The 19,370-nt window shown below is 61.6% G+C and carries 18 protein-coding genes; 9 read left to right on the forward strand and 9 right to left on the reverse strand.

Translation table 11 applies throughout. From position 1 onward, the window contains the following. Nucleotides 1-3: 3 nt before the first annotated feature. Both D1222_RS14590 and D1222_RS14595 read left to right on the forward strand, forming a co-directional pair. The gene (locus D1222_RS14590; RefSeq protein ID WP_119454992.1) at nt 4-1,140 is read left to right on the forward strand and encodes an acyl-CoA dehydrogenase family protein; all 1,137 of its coding nucleotides are present in this window, start codon (nt 4-6) and stop codon (nt 1,138-1,140) included. A gap of 265 nt (nt 1,141-1,405) precedes the next feature. After that, on the forward strand, nt 1,406-3,001 hold the full coding sequence (locus D1222_RS14595; RefSeq protein ID WP_119454993.1) for an FMN-binding glutamate synthase family protein: 1,596 nt from the start codon (nt 1,406-1,408) through the stop codon (nt 2,999-3,001). A 3-nt stretch (nt 3,002-3,004) separates the two neighbouring features. On the opposite strand, the gene D1222_RS14600 is transcribed toward D1222_RS14595, so the two are convergent. Both D1222_RS14600 and D1222_RS15805 read right to left on the reverse strand, forming a co-directional pair. Next, the gene (locus tag D1222_RS14600; protein ID WP_119454994.1) at nt 3,005-4,978 is read right to left on the reverse strand and encodes a transglycosylase domain-containing protein; all 1,974 of its coding nucleotides are present in this window, start codon (nt 4,976-4,978) and stop codon (nt 3,005-3,007) included. Between the two features lie 116 nt (nt 4,979-5,094). Next, entirely contained in the window at nt 5,095-5,493 is a 399-nt protein-coding gene (locus D1222_RS15805; RefSeq protein ID WP_182482004.1) for a thioredoxin domain-containing protein, read from the reverse strand. 136 nt (nt 5,494-5,629) lie between these two features. On the opposite strand from D1222_RS15805, the gene D1222_RS14610 reads away from it, so the two are divergent. Further along, on the forward strand, nt 5,630-7,069 hold the full coding sequence (locus D1222_RS14610; protein WP_119454995.1) for an alanine/glycine:cation symporter family protein: 1,440 nt from the start codon (nt 5,630-5,632) through the stop codon (nt 7,067-7,069). Between the two features lie 236 nt (nt 7,070-7,305). Here D1222_RS14610 and purB read toward each other — a convergent pair whose 3' ends face one another. Continuing rightward, complete coding sequence (purB, locus tag D1222_RS14615) at nt 7,306-8,598, reverse strand: adenylosuccinate lyase (protein ID WP_119454996.1); 1,293 nt, start codon at nt 8,596-8,598, stop codon at nt 7,306-7,308. Between the two features lie 203 nt (nt 8,599-8,801). After that, nucleotides 8,802-9,752: a 4-hydroxy-3-methylbut-2-enyl diphosphate reductase gene (ispH, locus tag D1222_RS14620; RefSeq protein WP_119454997.1), complete on the reverse strand. Its 951-nt coding sequence runs from the start codon at nt 9,750-9,752 to the stop codon at nt 8,802-8,804. 111 nt (nt 9,753-9,863) lie between these two features. Between ispH and D1222_RS14625 the strand changes: the two genes are divergently transcribed. The 5 genes from D1222_RS14625 (at nt 9,864) to D1222_RS14645 (ending at nt 14,348) form a co-directional block, all read left to right on the forward strand. After that, a complete protein-coding gene (locus D1222_RS14625) occupies nt 9,864-10,427 on the forward strand; it encodes a hypothetical protein (RefSeq protein ID WP_233348799.1) in 564 nt (187 codons plus the stop codon). Nucleotides 10,428-10,451: 24 nt separating this feature from the next. Continuing rightward, a complete protein-coding gene (gene argS / locus D1222_RS14630; protein ID WP_119454998.1) occupies nt 10,452-12,215 on the forward strand; it encodes an arginine--tRNA ligase in 1,764 nt (587 codons plus the stop codon). 156 nt (nt 12,216-12,371) lie between these two features. Then, the gene (locus D1222_RS14635; protein ID WP_119454999.1) at nt 12,372-12,809 is read left to right on the forward strand and encodes a hypothetical protein; all 438 of its coding nucleotides are present in this window, start codon (nt 12,372-12,374) and stop codon (nt 12,807-12,809) included. A gap of 91 nt (nt 12,810-12,900) precedes the next feature. Continuing rightward, nucleotides 12,901-13,239 carry a hypothetical protein gene (locus D1222_RS14640; RefSeq protein ID WP_119455000.1) on the forward strand — a complete coding sequence of 113 codons (339 nt, stop codon included), beginning with the start codon at nt 12,901-12,903 and terminating at the stop codon, nt 13,237-13,239. 137 nt (nt 13,240-13,376) lie between these two features. Then, nucleotides 13,377-14,348, forward strand: a complete 972-nt coding sequence (locus D1222_RS14645) for an alpha/beta fold hydrolase (RefSeq protein ID WP_119455001.1) — start codon at nt 13,377-13,379, stop codon at nt 14,346-14,348. 9 nt (nt 14,349-14,357) lie between these two features. Here the strand turns inward: D1222_RS14645 and D1222_RS14650 are convergent, their stop codons facing one another. Together D1222_RS14650 and D1222_RS14655 are read right to left on the reverse strand one after the other, a co-directional pair. Next, a complete protein-coding gene (locus tag D1222_RS14650; RefSeq protein ID WP_119455002.1) occupies nt 14,358-15,281 on the reverse strand; it encodes a thioesterase family protein in 924 nt (307 codons plus the stop codon). A gap of 75 nt (nt 15,282-15,356) precedes the next feature. After that, complete coding sequence (locus D1222_RS14655) at nt 15,357-15,842, reverse strand: transcriptional repressor (protein ID WP_119455191.1); 486 nt, start codon at nt 15,840-15,842, stop codon at nt 15,357-15,359. 186 nt (nt 15,843-16,028) lie between these two features. Between D1222_RS14655 and D1222_RS14660 the strand changes: the two genes are divergently transcribed. Beyond that, nucleotides 16,029-16,727, forward strand: coding sequence for an OmpW/AlkL family protein (locus D1222_RS14660; protein WP_119455003.1), 699 nt, complete (start codon nt 16,029-16,031; stop codon nt 16,725-16,727). 80 nt (nt 16,728-16,807) lie between these two features. On the opposite strand, the gene D1222_RS14665 is transcribed toward D1222_RS14660, so the two are convergent. The 3 genes from D1222_RS14665 to D1222_RS14675 all read right to left on the reverse strand — a co-directional run bounded on the left by D1222_RS14665 (nt 16,808) and on the right by D1222_RS14675 (nt 19,295). Next, a complete protein-coding gene (locus tag D1222_RS14665; protein ID WP_119455004.1) occupies nt 16,808-17,248 on the reverse strand; it encodes a hypothetical protein in 441 nt (146 codons plus the stop codon). A 112-nt stretch (nt 17,249-17,360) separates the two neighbouring features. Further along, nucleotides 17,361-18,053 (reverse strand): ZIP family metal transporter, encoded by a 693-nt coding sequence (locus D1222_RS14670; protein ID WP_119455005.1) that lies wholly within the window; start codon nt 18,051-18,053, stop codon nt 17,361-17,363. A 60-nt stretch (nt 18,054-18,113) separates the two neighbouring features. Beyond that, a complete protein-coding gene (locus tag D1222_RS14675; protein ID WP_182482005.1) occupies nt 18,114-19,295 on the reverse strand; it encodes an acyl-CoA dehydrogenase family protein in 1,182 nt (393 codons plus the stop codon). Nucleotides 19,296-19,370: the final 75 nt, after the last annotated feature.

A 19,370-nucleotide genomic window follows, 5' to 3' on the forward strand; every position in this document is an offset into this window, starting at 1 on the left:
CCGATGACCTTCATTCTGACTGAAGACCAGGAGATGCTGCGCGATACCGCAGTGAACTTCACACGTGACGAACTGCCGGTTAAGCACCTGCGTGCGCTTCGCGACGCTGGCAAGAACGGCGTTGATCCCGAAGCGCGCCAGAAGCTCGCAGAGCTCGGCTTTTTCGGGGTGCTGATCCCGGAAGAGTATGACGGCGTTGAAATGAGCATGACCGCTTTCGGCCAGGTTATGGAAGCACAAGGCCGTACACTGGCCTCGACCCCGCTGCTGCAGACCGCTTGCATTGGCGCCAGTGCCATCCTCATGGGCGGTACTGAAGCCCAGAAGAAAGAGTGGCTGCCAAAGATCGCGGCTGGCGAAGTGACGACCGCTCTGGCGCTCGATGAGACAAGCCATCACAATCCTGCGGGCGTCGCCACCGAAGCAGAACGTGACGGGCAGGGCTACACGCTGAACGGTGCCAAGAAGTACGTTCAGGACGGCCATCATGCCGACATGTTCATCGTCGTCGCCCGCACTTTTGGTGAGGCAGGCGATAGTCACGGCCTGACGCTGTTCCTCGTGCCGCGCGATGCGAAGGGCCTTACGGTACAGGCACTGAACACGGTCGATAGCCATGGTGCAGCTCACCTGACGCTAGACGGCGTCCACGTTGATGACAGCCACGTGCTCGGCGCCGCCGACAAGGGGATGGACATTCTTGAGCCTGTCCTCGACCGCGGCCGTATCGCGCTCGCCGCCGAGATGCTGGGCTCATCGCTCGCTGCATTCGAGATGACGCATGAGTACATGCAGACCCGCAAACAGTTCGGCCAGCTGATCGGCTCCTTCCAGGCGCTGCAGCACCGCGCTGCAAAGATGTTCACTGAGCTGGAGCTGACCACCTCTTGCATCGCAGCGGCGCTTTCTGCCGTCGACAGCCAGCGCAACGATATCGCTGAACTGGCAAGCCTCGCCAAGGCCCGCGCCAGCGAGACTGTGCATCTGGTTTCAAACGAGACGGTTCAGTTGCATGGCGGCATCGGCATGACCGACGATCACGACTCTGGCTTTTACATGAAGCGGGCACGTGTTCAGGAAGCGCTGCTGGGCTCTGCGAGCTTCCATCGCGATCGCTACGCAAAGCTGAACGGCTACTAGGCCCTTTTTGCCTGCCACCAAAATGAAATGGACCGGAGCCATAAGGCTCCGGCCCATCATCCATGCACAGGTGAATGGTCCGGATACGCGTGCATGGAATTACGTTCTATCTACAATTCAGGAAACAAGGTCAGGGCAGCGAGGTTCCGCCCGAAGCTGTAGGTTTGGCTGAATAGTGCAGCTTGCGCGGTCCGGGTCGGCGCCGATTGATCTTGGATGACGGCGTGCTAGCTCCTTGCGCGTCGCAGATACGGGATCGTCCGGCATGTATCGTTTTCTTCCGCTCTTCGCTTCGCTCTCCATGCTCGCGCTGTTTTGCGCGATGATCCCGGTCAGCTCATTCTTCTGGATCGGCGTCATCCTGATGGGCGGGCTATCGGCGCTCGGCCTCTATGATTTCTTCCAGACGCGCCACACGCTGTGGCGAAATTTCCCGATCGCGGCCCGCATTCGCTGGATCGCGGAAGAGCTGCGCCCCTTCTTCCGCTCCTATATCGTCGAAAGCGACACGGAGGGGCGGCCCTTCAACCATGAAGAGCGCGCCATGGTGTATCGCCGGGCCAAGGATGTCTCATCGGTGGAGCCGTTTGGCAGCCAGCTGGATATCGACAACCCGCCCTATGAGTGGCTGTCCCATTCCATCGCGGCGCGCCATCCAAAGAATAAAGATCCGCGCGTGAAGGTCGGTGCGCCGGGCACCGCCAAGCCGTATGAAGCAAGTGTCCTGAATATCTCTGCCATGAGTTTCGGGTCGCTCGGTGCACACGCCATCGAAGCGCTGAACCGTGGCGCGGCGAAGGGCGGCTTCTATCACGACACCGGCGAGGGCGGCGTTTCCAAATATCACCGCGCGGGCGGCGGCGACTTGGTCTGGGAACTCGGCTCAGGCTATTTCGGCTGCCGCGCGAAAGATGGCGGCTTTGACCCGGCCCGCTTTGCCGATGTGGCGGCGGATGACCAGGTCAAGATGATCGAGATCAAGCTCAGCCAGGGCGCAAAGCCCGGCCATGGCGGCGTCCTGCCGGGCAATAAGGTCACCGCAGAGATTGCCGAGGCCCGCGGCATCCCGATCGGTGAGACCTGCTATTCGCCTGCGGCTCACACGGCATTCTCCACGCCCAAAGAGATGATGGATTTCATTGCCCAGCTACGTGAGCTTTCGGGTGGCAAACCGGTGGGCATCAAGCTCTGCGTCGGCAATCGCTGGGAAGTGCTCGCGCTCTGCAAGGCGATGCGGCAGACGGGTATCATGCCGGACTTCGTCGTTGTCGACGGCGCGGAAGGCGGCACGGGCGCGGCCCCGGCAGAGTTCATGGACCATATTGGCGCACCGCTCCGTCAGGGGCTTGTCCTTGTCCGCAATGCGCTGGTCGGCTGCGACCTCAAACAACATGTCCGCGTCGCCGCCAGTGGCAAGCAGATCTCGGCTTTCTCCATGGCCGCGTCGATGGCGCTCGGTGCGGACTGGATCAATACGGCGCGCGGTTTCATGTTCTCGCTGGGCTGTATCCAGTCGCTCAACTGCCACAACAATACTTGCCCGACCGGTATCGCGACGACGGACAAGGGCCGCCAGCGTGGTCTCGTCATCCCGGAAAAGGCAGAGCGCGTCTACAATTTCCACCGCAACACGATCAAGGCGCTGATGGAGGTCGTGGGCGCGGCCGGGTGTGAGCATCCGGGCGAGCTGACGCCGCGCCACATCATGCACAAGGTCACACAGGACGTCGCCCAGCCGGCACACCGTGCCTACAATCTGCTGGAGCCGGGGGTGCTGATCTCCGGCGCCGAGGACACGCATCTCGCGCGTGAATGGGGCATGGCGCAGGCCGATAGCTTTGCGCCGCTCCGGCTCGATTAGACTCTACTGCGTTGCTGAGAAGGCCGCGCCGACATCACGGTAGAAAGCGATGCGCCTGCGTGTCTGCGGCGACAGCGTCACGAGCGAGCCGGCACCTGCCAGCGGCTGAGGCTCCAGCTCCTCATGGGCGATCACCATCATGTCATGCCAGAGCGTTGCCGGAAGGCCGCCGCCAGTGACGCGGGTCATTGGCGTATCGTCATCATTGCCGACCCAGACACCGCCAAGCCGTGCGGCTGAAAAGCCCACAAACCATGCATCGCGCCAGTCCTGGCTGGTGCCCGTTTTGCCTGCAACCTGCCAGCCTTCAAGCTGGGCGCGCTTGCCCGTGCCATCGGTGATGACGCGCTCCATCATGGCGACCATGGTCTCAGCATCGCGCTGGTTCATCACGCGCTGGGGGTCGTAGGCCGGGCGCTCATAAAGAACATCGCCGCGCGAATTTGAAATACGCTCGATAAGGTATGGATCGACCCGCGTGCCCCCGGTCATGAAAGCACCATAGGCGCGCACGAGATCGCGCAAATTCATGCCCTGGCTGCCCAGTGCGATGGACGGGAAGGGCTGGAACTCCCCGCTCACGCCGAGCGACTTGATGAGGGAGATGATATTCTCCTCACCGACTTCCTGACCAAGCTGGGCGGCGATGGTGTTGACCGAATCCTGCAGCGCTTCGGTCAGTGTCATTGGCCCCGCATAATTGCGCGAGTAGTTCTGCGGCGACCATCCATCGATCGTCGTCGGCTGATCCCGGCGTACATCATAGGGCGTCAGCCCCTGACGGATCGCGGCGGCATAGACGAAGGGTTTGAAGGAAGAACCCGGCTGGCGGCGCGCCTGCGTCGCCCGGTTGAACTGGTTCTCGGTGTAATCGACGCCGCCATACATGGCGAGGATACGGCCCTTTTCATCCATCAGAATGCCGGCTGCCTGACCTGCATTCTGGCCAGCGCCTTCCTCTTCCATACGCTTGTCAAAGGCGTCGTTAATGCGCGCCTGAAGGTCCGCTTCGATGGTCAGCGTGACGACCAGGTCGCCCGGCAGGCTAGGCAGGATCTCGTTCACGCGTTCAGTGGCGGCATCTAGGGCATAGCCAAACTGCGGGTCACGGGCAGGCGGCTCAGCCAGCTCCACTTCTTCTGCAGCGGCGCGCGCGGCTTGAGACTCAGACAGGAAGCCAGCCGCAACCATTTCGCGAAGAACATAGGACTGACGCTGCTTTGCATCGGTCATGTTATTGGTCAGCGCTAGGCGGGACGGGGCCTGCGGCAGCGTGGCCAGTAGGGACGCTTCGCCAACGGTCAGCTCTTCAGGCGCCTTGCCGAAATAGAAGCGCGACGCTGCGCCAAGGCCGTAGAAGCCGGCACCGAAATAGATACGGTTGAGGTAGAGCTCGAGGATCTCATCCTTGGAAAGACGCTCTTCCAGCTCCCGCGCAAGGCGCACTTCCTGCGCCTTCCTGCGAAGGGTCTGTTCTGGCGTCAGGACAAGGTTCTTGATCAGCTGTTGGGTAATAGTCGACGCACCGGAAACCGTCTCACCGGACGTGAAGTTCGCCCAGGCCGCGCGGATGATGGCCTGCGTATCGGCGCCATTATGCTCATAGAAGCGCTTGTCTTCAGCGGCGATAAAGGCCTGTGCCACATGCGGAGGTAGTTCCTCGACGCGTACGGCGCGGCCATAGCGCGGGCCCCGGATCGCAATTGTATCGCCGTCGCGGTCGACAAATTCGATGGCTTGCTCGCGGCCTTTTGCCCAGAGCTGCTCTGTGGTCGGCAGGCTCGGCATGCCGCGATAGAGGCTCTGGACATAGATCCAGCCTGCCAGCAGCCCGATCACCATCAGGGCGAAGATGGCCACGAGGCTCCATGTCAGGATTGGGCGGCCTGCCAATATGCCGCGCCCGGAGCTGCGCTCGCGGCCGTCATAGGTCGGCGGGCGATCCCCTGGCGATCCGAAGTTCGATTTGCCGGCCAAGTGGGTCCTTACCTGAGAATAGCGAGCGAGATTGCCCGCGCATCATGGCTTTAAATGGGGCAGGGTGAAGGCGGTATGAATGTCAGAAATGCTGACAGGCGCAATACGTTGCAAATTCAGCGCAGCGGCGGCGGACAGTCTGCGCCGTCAGGGCGGCGGCGGCCCGGTGCGGCACGCCTGGCGAGCACGTCCGCGAGCGCCAGCCGGTTCTCGATCATCTCCACGCTGTGACGCTTGTCGACGCAACTGATCGGCTCGCCCGTGTCAGACGCGATCAGGATCGCCATGCCTGTATAGCCGCCATACCAGTCCCAGATATAATCAGCCTTGTGAAAGCTGAGCAGGGCTTTCGACGCATCAATCGTGGCTTGCCGGCTGTCAGAGCCTGAGCGCAGATGCGTAAGGTCGATCGTGACCAGCTCGACATCCTCTCCTGTGACGCTTTCCAGCGCGCGGCTGAGCTTTGGCTCGAAGATGCGGCAGGACACGCACCAGTCGGCTGTCAGATTGACCACTTTGACCGGCGCCTGCGCGGCGCTTGTGCAGACCGGCAGCAACAGGAATGCCGTCAAAAATTTCGCTGGGCTGGCTATTTGTAACCAGCGGCGCAGCTGTCTATGACGAGACTGTAATAACGATAACAGGGCGAGCATGCTGAATTTTCTGAACGACCTCATCAACGGCAAAATTCTCATCGCCGTTCTCATTCCACTGGGTCTTATTTTTACCATCTGGTCCAGAGGGGTACAGTTCAGGCTGTTCGGGTCCATGTTTTCCGTCCTTGGACAGGGGTTCCAGCACGAAACGGACCAACCGTCATCCTTTCAGGCGCTGGCACTGTCAGTCGCAGGCCGCGTCGGTGGCGGCAATATCGCCGGTGTGGCCGCTGCGCTGGCGATTGGCGGGCCGGGCGCGATCTTCTGGATGTGGGTGGTCGGCCTCGTCGGCATGGCGACCAGCTATTTCGAATGTACGCTTGCGCAGGTCTACAAACAGAAAGAGCCGAATGGCGATTTTCGCGGTGGTCCGGCCTATTACATCAAGCATGGTCTTGGAAAGAAACTCGGCAAGGCAGGCCCCGTCCTCGGCTTCGTGTATTCCCTGCTTCTGCTCGTAACCTTCGGCTTCGCGTTCATCTGCTTCCAGAGCTTTGCGACCACCAGTTCCATGGAGTCGGCCTTCGGTGCGGAGCGCCTCTGGTCGGGCATCGGGCTGGCGGTTGTGGTCGGCCTCGTCATCTTTGGCGGCGTGCGCCGGATCGCCAGTGTGGCGGAGTTTGTTGTGCCAGCCATGGCGGTTTTCTATGCGCTGCTGGGCCTGTTTGTTCTGGTCACGCACCTGCCGCAGATACCGGGCGCCCTCGCCATGATCGTCACCAGCGCTTTCGGGTTCAATGAGGCGATTGGCGGGGGCATGGGCATCGCCATCATGATGGGGGTGGACCGCGGACTGTTCTCGAACGAGGCGGGCCTCGGCTCGGCCCCGAACGTGGCCGCTGCGGCCTATGTGGAACATCCGGCCCAGCAGGGCATGGTGCAATCGCTTTCGGTATTCATCGACACGATCATTATGTGCACGGTGACCGCGCTCATCATTCTCTTGTCGGCGCAGAGCTATTTTGGCGTGGACGATGCAACGCAGGGCGTGCTGACGCAGCTCGCGCTGGCTGACCATACCGGCATCTGGGCAGAGTATTTCATCGCCGTGGCGCTGTTCCTCTTCGCCTTCTCCTCGATCATGTATTCCTACTATCTCGGGGAGAATGCGGTTGACTACTACATCCCGAACAACCGCGTCGCGGTCTATGTCTACCGCTTCATCGTGATCGGTTTTGTCGTGCTTGGGGCGAAGGTGAGCCTTGGTGAAGTGCTGAGCTTCTCCAGCCTGACCATGGGGCTGCTGGCGATGGTGAACCTCTTCGCCGTGGCGCTCCTCTTCCCAATCGGACTGCGGATCATGAAGGATTTCGACGCCCAGCGGAAAGCCGGCGTGAAAGTCCCAATCTTCGACCCGGACAAATTCAGCGATCTCAATATCGACAAGTCGGCCTGGCAGCTGACCGAACGCCCCGGCGGGCCCGCAGACTCATAGCGCTGGCCCCACCCCGACCCTCTCCAGAGGGGAGGGGGCTATGGTCTTAGATGTCATGCAGAGGCGCCCGCGTGGTTCGACTTCGCTCACCATGCGGGCTTCTTCTGACGTCGCTAAAGGCCGCATGGTGAGCGAAGTCGAACCACAGGCCGCTGGTAAAACGTTTAAGCGAGACCCAACGCCATCCCCCGCCCAGTTTCTCCTGAGCTTGTCGAAGGAGGGAAAGCAGGGTGGGACTAGTTGAACACCCGGTCGAAGATCAGGTCGACGCGCTTGAAGTGGTAGTCGAGGTCGAACAGCGCTTCGAGCTCAGCATCGCTGAGTTTTGAGGAAACCTCTTCATCGCCTTTCAGGAAGTCGAGGAACGCCCCTTCACCCGCCCAGGTGCGCATCGCGTTGCGCTGGACGAGGCGGTAGGAATCCTCACGGCTGACACCGGCCTCGACCAGGGCGAGCAGCACGCGCTGTGAATTATGCAAGCCGCCAAGACGCATCATGTTGGACATCATACGTTCTGGATAGATCAGCAGGTTCTCAACGACGCCCGCGAGGCGATGCAGCGCGAAATCCATATGGATTGTCGCATCAGGACCAATTCCGCGCTCGACCGACGAGTGCGAGATGTCCCGCTCATGCCAAAGGGCGACGTTCTCCAGCGCAGGGGTCACAGCCGAGCGGATCAGGCGCGCAAGGCCCGTCAGGTTCTCGGTCAGCACCGGGTTGCGCTTGTGCGGCATGGCGGAGCTGCCCTTCTGGCCCTTGGAGAAGAATTCTTCGGCTTCCAGAACTTCGGTGCGCTGCACGTGGCGGATCTCGGTCGCAAGACGCTCCACTGATGAGGCAATGACGCCCAGCGTTGCAAAGAACATGGCGTGACGGTCGCGTGGAATGACCTGCGTCGACACAGGCTCTGCAGCGAGGCCGAGCTTTTCGGCGACATGCTCCTCAACGCGCGGATCGATATTGGCGAACGTGCCGACAGCGCCTGAAATGGCGCAGGTCGCGACTTCCTTGCGCGCCGCGACGAGGCGCTCACGGCCACGCGCGAACTCTGCATAGAAAGTCGCCAGCGTGACACCAAAGGTCGTCGGCTCTGCGTGGATGCCGTGGCTGCGGCCAATCTTTGGCGTGTACTTGTGCTCTTCGGCACGCTTCTTCAGCGCGGCCAGAACGCGGTCCATACCGACCAGAAGCAGGTCAGAGGCGCGCACAAGCTGAACATTGAGGCAGGTATCGAGCACGTCAGAGGAGGTCATGCCCTTGTGCAGGAAGCGGGCAGGCTCTCCGACATGTTCGGCAACGTTGGTCAGGAAGGCGATGACGTCATGTTTGACCTCTGCTTCGATCTCATCGATGCGGGCGACTTCAAAGCTCGCCTTGTCGCGAACAGCCTTCGAGGTGCCAGCCGGGATCTGGCCCAGCTCTTCCATGGCTTCGGCGGCGAGTGTCTCGATCTCCAGCCAGATGCCGTACTTGCTTTCAGGCGACCAGATCGCGGTCATCTCCGGGCGGGCATAGCGTTCAATCATGTCGGGCCTCTCTCGCGCTTATGGCGCGGGTTCTACGCGCGCAGGCGAGAGTCGCAAGGTTTCGAATGCTGGAAAATCACAAGAGCCCCCTCCGCCCTGCCGGGCACCTCCCCCGCAAGCGGAGGAGGCTGGCACAACATCAGTGGCAATTCTTCTTCCCCCGCCCGCGGGGGAAGTTGCCCGCGAATGCGGGTCGATGGGGGCTAAACCTCCGCAGCGAGCACGCGCGGGAGTTTGAAAGTCACGGTCTCTTTCGCAGTCGTGACGTGCTCGACTTCAATGTCGAAGCGGGCGCGGCAGGCGGCTATGAGGCCCTGGACGAGGTCTTCAGGCGCCGACGCACCGGCGGTCAGACCCAGCGTGCCAACACCTTCAAACCAGTCCCATTCGACATTCGCCGCACTGGCAACGAGGCGCGAATCCTTTGCCCCGGCGCGCAGGGCCACCTCGACGAGGCGTTTGGAGTTGGAAGACGTCTCCGCCCCGATGACCAGAAAGAGGTCACATCCATCCGCCATTGCCTTTACCGCTTCCTGACGGTTGGTTGTGGCATAGCAGATATCTTCCTTATGCGGGGTTGCAATGCCCGGGAAACGGTCCTGGAGGATGCTGACAATGTCGGCGGTGTCGTCGACGGACAGCGTGGTCTGGGTGACGAAGGCGACATTCGCCGCATCGCGCGGCTCGAAAGCGCGGGCATCGTCTTCGGTTTCTATCAGCGCAATGGCGCCGTCCGGCAGCTGCCCCATCGTGCCGATGACTTCCGGGTGGCCTGCATGGCCGATCAGCACGATTTCCTTGCCTGCCCTGTGATGGCGCTCTGCCTCGACATGGACCTTCGAAACGAGTGGGCAGGTCGCATCGACATAGACCATATTGCGCCGCTCTGCCTCTGCCGGCACGGCCTTGGGCACGCCATGGGCGGAAAAGACGACAGGCCGGTCAGGCGGGCACTCATCCAGTTCTTCGACAAAGACAGCGCCAAGCGATTCGAGCCGTGAGACCACGTGCTGATTGTGCACGATCTCATGGCGCACATAGACGGGTGCGCCCCACTTGCCGAGGGCTTCCTCGACAATCTGGATGGCCCTGTCGACGCCTGCACAGAAGCCGCGCGGAGCGGCGAGCCTGATTTGCAGTTTTTGGCGGTCCATAAAAATCCTCCTGCACACGACGCAGATGGGGCGTTGCGCCATTTGCTGGTGCCCGGTAACACTGCATCTCTTACATGGACAGCCTCGCCCGCGAGGCCAAGACCACAAGGCATGATTATGCGCGTTCTAGCTGTACTTGCTGCCGGACTTATGCTCGCGGCCTGCGGAAGCAACCCTCTCACGCGGGCGCTGGATTCGCGCCAGAATGCGGGGCCGTGCCCGCCTGTCGCCGCGCTCTACGATGCCTCGCGCATTGTCGAGTTTTCTGGCGACAGCAACTCGTTCAACGAAATCTCCTATACCGGCGAGATCACCGGCGTAGAGCTTGTCTGCCGCTATCTCGACGATCAGCCGATGCGCGCCGAAGTCGAGATCGACTTCGCATTCGGCAAAGGCCCGCAAGCGGATTCGAACCGACATACCTATCGTTACTGGGTCGCCGTGACACGCCGCAGCTCCAAGGTTCTGGCCAAGCAGTACTTCACGGTCGATGCGAATTTCGCTGGCAACACGGTCGATGGCCGCCGCGAAGTCATTCAGGACATTCTGGTGCCGCGCGCTGATGAGACGATTTCGGGGTCGAACTTCGAAGTGATTGTCGGCTTCGATCTCACCGATGAGCAGCTTGCCTTCAACCGTGAAGGCCGCCGCTTCCGCCTCGACGCCGGCAGCTGACACTAGAAACTTCCGGAAACGGCCATGATGGATCTCGTTACGCACCTGTCGAAGGTATTCGAACAGGCATTTGAAGCTGAGGGCTTTGAAAACCGCTGGGGCGCTGTGCGCCGCTCGGACCGGCCGGAGCTTGCCGATTTCCAGTGCAATGGCTGCATGGGCGCTGCCAAATCCAAGGGCCTCGTGCCGCGAGATCTGGCCGCCACCATCGCTGAGAAGGTGCAGGGCGACGAGGCGATTGAGCGCGTCGATGTTGCTGGCCCCGGCTTCCTGAACATCAAGGTGACGTCCGCTGCGCTGTCGCGTCAGGCCGAAGCGGTCCGCGCAGATGACAAGGCTGGCGGCGGTGCTGTCGTATCGCCTGAAAAGGTCGTGATCGACTTTGGCGGCCCGAACGTCGCAAAGCCGATGCATGTCGGCCACCTTCGCTCTGCCGTCATCGGCGACACGCTCTGCCGTCTTTTCCGTTTCCTTGGTGAGGATGTGACGGGTGACGCGCACCTTGGCGACTGGGGCCTGCAGATGGGCCACCTCATCACAGAGCTTCTCGCTGAGCAGCCAGACCTCATCTATTTCCGTCCCGACTTTTCCGGGCCTTATCCGGAAGAGTCGCCGGTCACGATCGAAGACCTCGGCCGTCTTTATCCGCAGGCCTCTGCCAAGGCCAAGGCCGACCCGGCCCGTAATGAGGCAAGCCAGCTTGCCGTCGCAGAGATGCAGGCCGGCCATCCCGGCTACCGCGCGCTGCTGCGCCACTTCATCAATGTGTCAGTCGAGGCGCTGAAGATCGACTACTCATTCCTGGGCGTCGAGTTCGACCTCTGGAAAGGGGAGAGCGATGTCGATGGGCTGATCCCCGGTATGGTGGAGGACCTGAAGGACAAGGGTCTCGCCAAACTGGATGATGGCGCATGGATCATCGACGTTGCCCGCGAGAGCGACAAGAAAGAAATGCCGCCCTTCATGGTCATCAATTCGCGCGGTGGCACCGGCTACCACGCGACCGACCTTGCGACGATCGTCGACCGGGTTGGGACGCTGCATCCCGATCGCATGCTCTATGTGGTGGACCAGCGTCAGGCGCTGCACTTTGAGCAAGTCTTCCGCGCTGCCGACATGGCAGGCCTCATGGCTGAGGATCGGCTGGAGCATATCGGCTTCGGCACGGTGAACGGCACGGACGGCAAACCGTTCAAGACGCGTGAAGGCGGCGTGCTTCGCCTCGCAGACCTCAACCGCATGGCGCTCGAAGAAGCTGAAAAGCGGATCGGTGAGACTGGCCTGTCCGGTGATATCGGTGAGGACGAACGCGCAAAGATCGCCGCGCTAGTGGCGCGCGCCGCCCTTCGCTTTGCCGACCTGCAGAATGTGCGCACGACAAACTACGTCTTCGACCTGGAGCGGTTTACCAGCTTTGAGGGCAAAACAGGCCCGTACCTTCTCTATGCAGCCGTGCGTATCAAATCGCTGCTGCGCCGCGCGAAGGAAGCTGGTCATGCCGCAGGCGAGATCCGCGTCGAGAGCGACACTGAGCGCGCGCTGGTCCTGGCGCTCGATGGGTTCGCAGGCGCGCTCGAGCAGTCCCATGCAAAGCGCCAGCCGCACATCCTCTGTGAGCATGTCTATTCGCTCGCCCAGGCCTTCAGCGCGCTCTATGCCGCCCACCCGATTGCCAATGAAGAGGATGCGGCTCTTCGCGCCTCGCGCCTTGGCCTTTGTGAGGCTGTGCTGAAGCAGCTTGAGGCAGGCCTCGCCATTCTCGGCATCGAGGCGCCAGAGCGTATGTAGCGACCGGTTAACAGAAGCGCCTGCTTCGTTAACCCTTTCAGCCCCGATTCAAGAGCCTGCGCCGCAAATCAGCGCTTCGGCCCGTCATGCCGGTAACCTTCGTGCAAGGCCTCTTTCCTATGCTGCTCATGAAAGCGGCGCCTGAAGGAGAGCCTCATGCTTAAAGACATCATCTCGGTGGCAGCAATTGAAACGGGCCTCGAAGAGCCGGTGGCTCGTCACGCGGTCGGTATCGTCTTTAACGCAGCGCAGAGGCAGGGCAGCGACCTTATCGAACGCGTCTTCGCACAAGTGCCGGGTGCGCGGACGTTGTCGGCCTCAACCGCGACCCGCGAAGGTTCTCCCCGCAGCCCGATTGCCCAGCTGATTGAACAGACCCTTGGCGGACGTCGCCACGTGTCCTTTGACATGTTTCTTCGTCTGCAGCGCGCAGGTCTCGGCCATGCCGAAATCGCGGCGCTCATGACATCGATCAGCCGCGTCCTAGGCACGCGATTCTCCCTCGGAGAGACGGCGCTTCTCGCGGCGCTCTTTGAAGGCAGCACGCCGGAAATGCCAGAAGAAGACCAGGGCCGCAGCAGCGCGGTCGCCTGACGGCTTAGCGACCACCTCAACATAACGACATGCGCCGCTAGCGCTGCGAGAGGGCTTCCCAATCGCGGGCGCGCAGCTTAGCACCCATTGCATGACGACAAGCGACCAGATCCAGACCCTTCCGTCCCTCACTGTCGAAACAGATAGCCGGGCGAGCTTTACCTCGGACGCACTTGATGCTGGCGCGCTATGTGCCCTGTCGATCCGGGCGATGCAGGCAGCGGCCGCCGCGCTTTCTGGCCCTGCGAGCGCGCAGCTAGTCTCCATCAGCCACGATGTGACGGGAAAACCCTTCGAAGGCGGAAGCGCGGCCATCGATAGCCGGACGGATCGTCAGACACGTACACTGATTTTCATGGGGGCAGAGCTTTCCTCTGCGGCAGGTCTGCACATTCGATCCACCGCGATTTTCCGGCTGGACGCGGCCTGACTCCGGACGCCTGAGCAGATTGGCAACACCCTGCACGCTGCGTGCAGCACAGCCATCGTGTTTCACTTTACAACTCTTTCCGTGTGCGTGCAGACTCGGCGCCGGCTGATAGGAAAAAGGGGCTGGCGTCCGTCCACATGATGATGCACCGCCGAACAACTGAGGGCCCCGAAGAGGGGGCTCACGCCTCCGTCCATTTCGGGGACGAATCGCGTGATCTCGCCGCGCTGTGGCTACATGCGACGGGCTTTAACGGCATGACCTACAAGTCGATGCTGGCCCCGCTTGGCGAACGCCACCGGGTCGCCGCACTTGACATGCGCGGGCATGGCCTCACCAGCCTGCCTGCAGATCCGAAGACGCTGAAATCCTGGCATGTCTACCGCGATGATGTGATCGACTTCCTCGAGAAGGAATCGACCGGACCTGTCGTGCTTGGCGGCCATTCCATGGGTGGTTGCGTCTCGCTTCTGGTGGCGGGCAAGCGGCCTGACCTTGTCGCTGGGCTCGTGCTGGTTGATCCGGTCGTGCTCAACCCGCGCTTTTACTTCTGGCTCCACGTCCTGCCTTTCGTGCGCCAGACCAACCAGATGTCGCGTCAGGCGAAGCGCCGCCGCGCCGAATTCACGAGCCGTGAGGCCGCCTATGAGGCCTATCACGGCAAGGGCGCCTTCAAGAGCTGGCGTGAGCCTTTCCTGAACGACTATCTCGAAGATGGCGTCCGGGAGACGACCAATGAAAAAGGCGAATCAGTCGTCAGGCTGACCTGTAACCCGGCCTGGGAGTCGGCGACCTTCTCTTCACAGCGCAACCAGCCCTGGGGCGCACTGAAGAAGATCGAAAAGGTACAAACGCCGATCGTCGTCTTCCGCCCGAACATCAAGCCAGTGATGACCAACAAGGTCACCAATCTGATGATGGCGCATTACCGTGAGCTGGTCCTGCGGGAGCGTCCCGGCGCAAGCCACTTCCATCCGATGGAAGTGCCTTATGACGTGCGCGATGAGATGGCCCGCCAGATCGCCTATCTGATTGACGGCTACTCGCCCGCGGAAGACGGCCTGCTACGCCGCACCCTGCATGGGAGCCAGTGGGACGATTACGACTAGGCTTCTTGCCTAGAGTTTGAGGTTTCCGGGTGCGATCTCGGCCAGCTCTTCCATCAGGTCCGGCGGCGTTGCCATTGTCTTGCGCGTGACCAGATCGAAGGTGACGGCGACCGCTTCGCTCGTCATCCAGGGACGCCCGGTCACAGGGTCGAGCATCCAGTGCGTGAGGGCGTGCACCTTTTCCTCAGCCCGCGACAGCGCGGTGCGGATCTGGAACAGCTCGCCAGCCTTTGGCCATCCGCGGAAGATAATCCGGTTCTCCAGAACGGCGGCGCCCATGCGGCTGCCTTCGACGGCCTGGGCGACTTTTTCGCGCCAGTTATACAGCAGGTTCGGCACTGAGTCGGAAACGCGGCCAATGAACCAGTGCGGCTTCATGCGGCCGAACACGTCGCAATGTGCCGGCTCGACCATGCCCTGACCGATCAGCTTGACGCCCCGGCTCTCTGCAACACCAAGCGTCACTTCCTCATTCGCGAGCGGTTCGACACTGAGGTCGATGCCGCGCGGCGCTGTGGCTGCCGGTGGCTCTTCGATCAGGTCGGTCAGCGCCTTGCGGGTGCGGTCGCTCCACGGAAAGGGGCGCATATCGTCGGCCGACGCATGGATCAGCCTGGTGCGAAAAGCGGCAGCCGGCGTGCCGTCGCCATGAAGCAATTCCTGATAGACAGTGACCCGCGTCTCATCGACGTCGAGGACGCAGCCGCGCATGTGTAGCGGGCGGCCGGGGTGAACCTCGCGCATGAAGCGGATGTGCTGTTCCAGCGGGATCAGCGTCGACGGCGATCCGGTCTGGTAGACATGGCTCATATGACAATGGGCGGCCAGCGTGCCGAGGCCTTCGAACGCCTTTTCCAGATAGATGCGGACATTCATATGCCCCATCTCATCGCAGTCCCAGGTATTCGCGCTCCCCTTCCAAAGGTCGATCAAGCTGGTTCCTCCGGCTGGCTTGGCCCTATCTTGTGGGGAGAGTTAGCCGCGCTCGGCGCGGGGGGCAACCTGTCGTCAGGCCGCGCAATCGCGGCAGATGCCGCGCGCTTCGATGACGGCCTGGCGCACCTGGAAACCTGCCGCCGCCGTTTCAGCCTTCAGCGCGTCATTGGTCGCAACGGCGTGCAGCTCTTCCGCTGCGCCGCATTTTTCGCAAATCAGGAAGACCGCAGAGTGTTTGTGGCTCGTATGGCCACACGCGACATAGGCGTTGAGGCTCTCGATCTTGTGGGCGAGGCCCTGTTCCTGAAGGAAGTCCAGCGCGCGATAGACGGTTGGCGGTTTGGCCGCGCCTTCGCCGTCCAGATTGGCAAGCAGGTCATAGGCCTTTGACGGCTCATCGCTTTCCAGCAGGAGACGCAGCACCTTGCGGCGGATCTTCGTCAGGCGCTGGCCACGTTGCGCGGCGAGCGCTTCGGCCTCGGCAAGGAAGGTCTCCACATCCTGCGGGCTGCAGGGCGTGTTCGCATGGATGTGCGTATGTGCATCAGCGTGGGCCATGACCATCAATGTCGGATGTTTCGAGCGGAATTTCCAGTCAGAAACGCTGTCTCAGCCTTCGTCGATACGGTGAGATGCGTAGTCGGGCGCATATGACGCGCGGTATGGAGGCGCGCGACAGAGAGGCCAATATTCCGTTTCACGACAAGTGTTTAGCTCGCCTCATCATCAATGAGGAAGGGTCTCATGAAACTTCATATTCTTGCCGGGCTCGCTGCGGCGACAGCTCTTGTTTCCACCGCGCCAGCCTTTGCCGAACCGGGCGACTGGATGGTCCGTGGCCGCGTTCTCGGCGTTCTGCCCGATGAGAGCGGCGCGCTCAGCGTCGGCAACACACGCCTGCCGGGCACGGTCGACATTGGCGACCAGTACGTCCCAGAACTCGATATCACCTACTTCTTCACCGACCACATCGCTGCAGAGCTGATTCTTGGTGTGACGCCCCACGATGTGAAGGCGACGAATGTCACCATTCCGGGCGTGATGACCAATGCGACGGTCGACCTTGGCGATGTTTGGCTGCTGCCACCGACGCTAACCCTGCAATACCACTTCGATACCGGATCCGCCTTCAAGCCCTATGTCGGGGCAGGGGTAAACGCGACCTTCTTCTTCAACGAAGACGAAGGCCCGGTAGCGGATGCGATTGATTACGATCCGACCGTCGGTTTCGCCCTGCAGGCAGGCTTTGACTATGACCTTGACGGCGTCGAGGGCGGCTGGGCCTTCAACGCGGATATCAAGAAAGTCTGGATTGAGCCGGATGTGAAGGTGAATCTCACCAGCGCCCTGGGCCCTGCTCTTGGTACCGCGCCGGTCATCGTGAACGCCGATGTCGAGATCAACCCGGTCATTGTCGGGCTAGGCCTCGGCTACCGTTTCTAGCTGCGCCTTACGCACCTCCGATACAGCTAGGAAAACTGAAAGGCCCTCTGCAGGAAGCAGGGGGCCATTTTTGTAGGGAACTAGATGGCCGGACAGGCACCGCCATTTTCGCGCATGCCGTCCAGCATGCCGTTTACGACACGGTTAAAGGTCGACAGATTGTCAGCGAAGGTCTGGCCGTCACCTGCGCCAGCATCTTCAGGCAGCAAGGCGCCAGAGACGAGCGCGTCTGTTGCTTCCTTGGCGCTTTCATCAGCCGATGACATGCGCGTCGACACACGCTCGAAGAAGGTCGCGATCATCTCACGCTCATCGCCGCCATCGTCGAGCGTCGCTTCGAGACACGTACAGGCGGCGTCCGGCGTCGTGTCAGCTTCGCGAAGGTTCGGGCTGAGCGAGCGGTCACCGAGCACAATTCGGCACTGATTGAACATCTCTGCCTTGTCTCCATCGCTGGTGCCGCAGGCTGGCAGGATAAGCGATGCGCCGATCAGGCATGAGGCGAGGATTGTATTTTTCATTATTGTGCTCCTGAGTTTGTCCGTGCGCAGCAGGCCTTGTCGCAGGTGAGACCCGCGCCGCTTCACCAGACTTAACGAAAATACAGAAAGCAGGGTTCCGCCCGCGACAACTCTAACCAAGGGCAGTCAGGCTGTAGGCGAGGACAAAACCGACCGCAGTCGCGAAACCGGCGAGCAAGTGATCTTCCCGGTAGGCCTGCGGGAAGACCTCTGTACCGAGAGAGGCAATCACCGCGCCGGCTGCGAATGCGCGAATAAGCGCGAGTGCTTCCTGCGGCGCACCTTGTAGCAGGAGATTGCCGATAATGGCGGACGCAGCGAGCATGGCGGCAGCTGCGGCCCAGAGGCCGAACGCCTTTGATTTCGACAGGCCGTCGTTTCGCATTTCCTTCGCGCCGCCTGCCGCTTCGGGAAGGTTGGACAGGAAAATCGACCCTGCAAGAGACGCGACCTGAAGCGGGCTTGCGCCAATCAGCGCGACACCCAGGGCGAGGTTTTCCGGGATTCCGTCCAGAGTGATCGCGGCGAGCAAACCTCCGCCACCGCCGCCAAATTTCTGCTTCACGAAGTAGTCGAGCACCAGAAACACAACCGCGCCCAGCATGAGCGCGGCCATGACCCACAGGAGCGGCGCGTTTTGCGATGCTGGCTCGACAAGTTCAGAGACAACAGAGACGATCAGCGCGCCGCCTGCGGTCGCAATAAGGAAGCCTTCAACCCGTTTTGGAAGCGCGCCGAACAGGCCCCAGGCCGCCCCGGCCAGCAGGGCGGACGTCACCACGATGACGACAATAGCCATGGTCATGTGCGCGTATCTCCTTGCCGGACTAGACGGCCAAGGACGCAGACAGTTCCGGATGCCGCCCTAGAGACCGAGCTGGCGTGAGGCGAGGTCGCGCATGATCTCTTCAGAGCCGCCGCCAATCGCCATGACGCGGACCTCGCGGTAGATGCGTTCCACCCGGTGACCGCGGATAAAGCCCGCGCCGCCGAGGATCTGCATCGCCTCGCGCGCGCAGAACTCCATCGTCTCGGTCGCCTGCACTTTCAGCATGGCAAGCTCTGCGATCGGCTGTTCGCCGTTCTGGACCCGCCAGGTCAGCTGGTCGAGCATGGCGGTGGTCGCCCAGACCTTCTGGCACATGGCCGCGATCTTGTGGCGGATGACCTGATGGTCGGCGAGACGCTTGCCGAATGTCTGACGCTGCTGGGCCCAGGCAGCGGCGTCCTCGATACAGACACGCGCACAGGCAGCGGCCTGCGCGGCCATGCCGAGACGCTCACCATTGAAGTTTGCCATGATGCTGACAAAGCCGCGGTCGACTTCGCCAATCAGGTTTTCAGGCGGTACGAAGACATCATCGAAATGGATGGTGGCGGTATCGGACGCCCACCAGCCCATCTTCGGCAAGGCGGTGCGCGAGACACCTTCGGCCTCAAGGTCGATCAGCATGAGCGAGATGCCGCCCATGCCTTCGCCGCCTGTGCGCACAGCGGTCGTCAGCCATTTCGACGTGCAACCGCCCGTAATGTAGGTCTTCGACCCGTTCACGACCCAGCCATTGCCAGAGCGTTTGGCGCTGGTCTTCAGCTGCGCGACGTCAGACCCGCCGCCCGGCTCCGTGATGCCGAGGCTGATCTGCTTCTTGCCGGAGAGGACCTGCGGCGCGATTTCGCGCTTCATGTCCTCACTGCCGCCCACCATGACAGGGGGCAGGCCGATGCCGTGGATCATCAGGGCAGAGGATACACCGCCCGCACCCATGCGGGCCAGTTCCTCGGACGTGACAGTGCCGTGGAAGCGGTCAAAGTCCGTGCCTGCGCCGCCATATTCCTCGGGATAGCCCATGCCGATCAGGCCAGCTTCCGCCGCCTTGGGATAGACGTCGCGCGGGATCTGCCCGGCCGCTTCCCATTCCTCGATGTGGGGAACGAGTTCCTTTTCCACGAAGGCGCGAACGGACTTGCGCCAGATGGAATGGGTATCGTCCATCCAGGGGGCTGGGGGACGAAGACTGTCGAAGGTGATTTCTTGTGCTTTTGCCATGCGCGCGATGGTGTCCAGACGCGCAGCGAAATCAATTCGTGACGCAGGGGCAGGTTTTCGCAGAAAGTGAAGACA

It is taken from the genome of Henriciella algicola, assembly GCF_003576245.1.
Classification (GTDB): Bacteria; Pseudomonadota; Alphaproteobacteria; order Caulobacterales; family Hyphomonadaceae; genus Henriciella; species Henriciella algicola.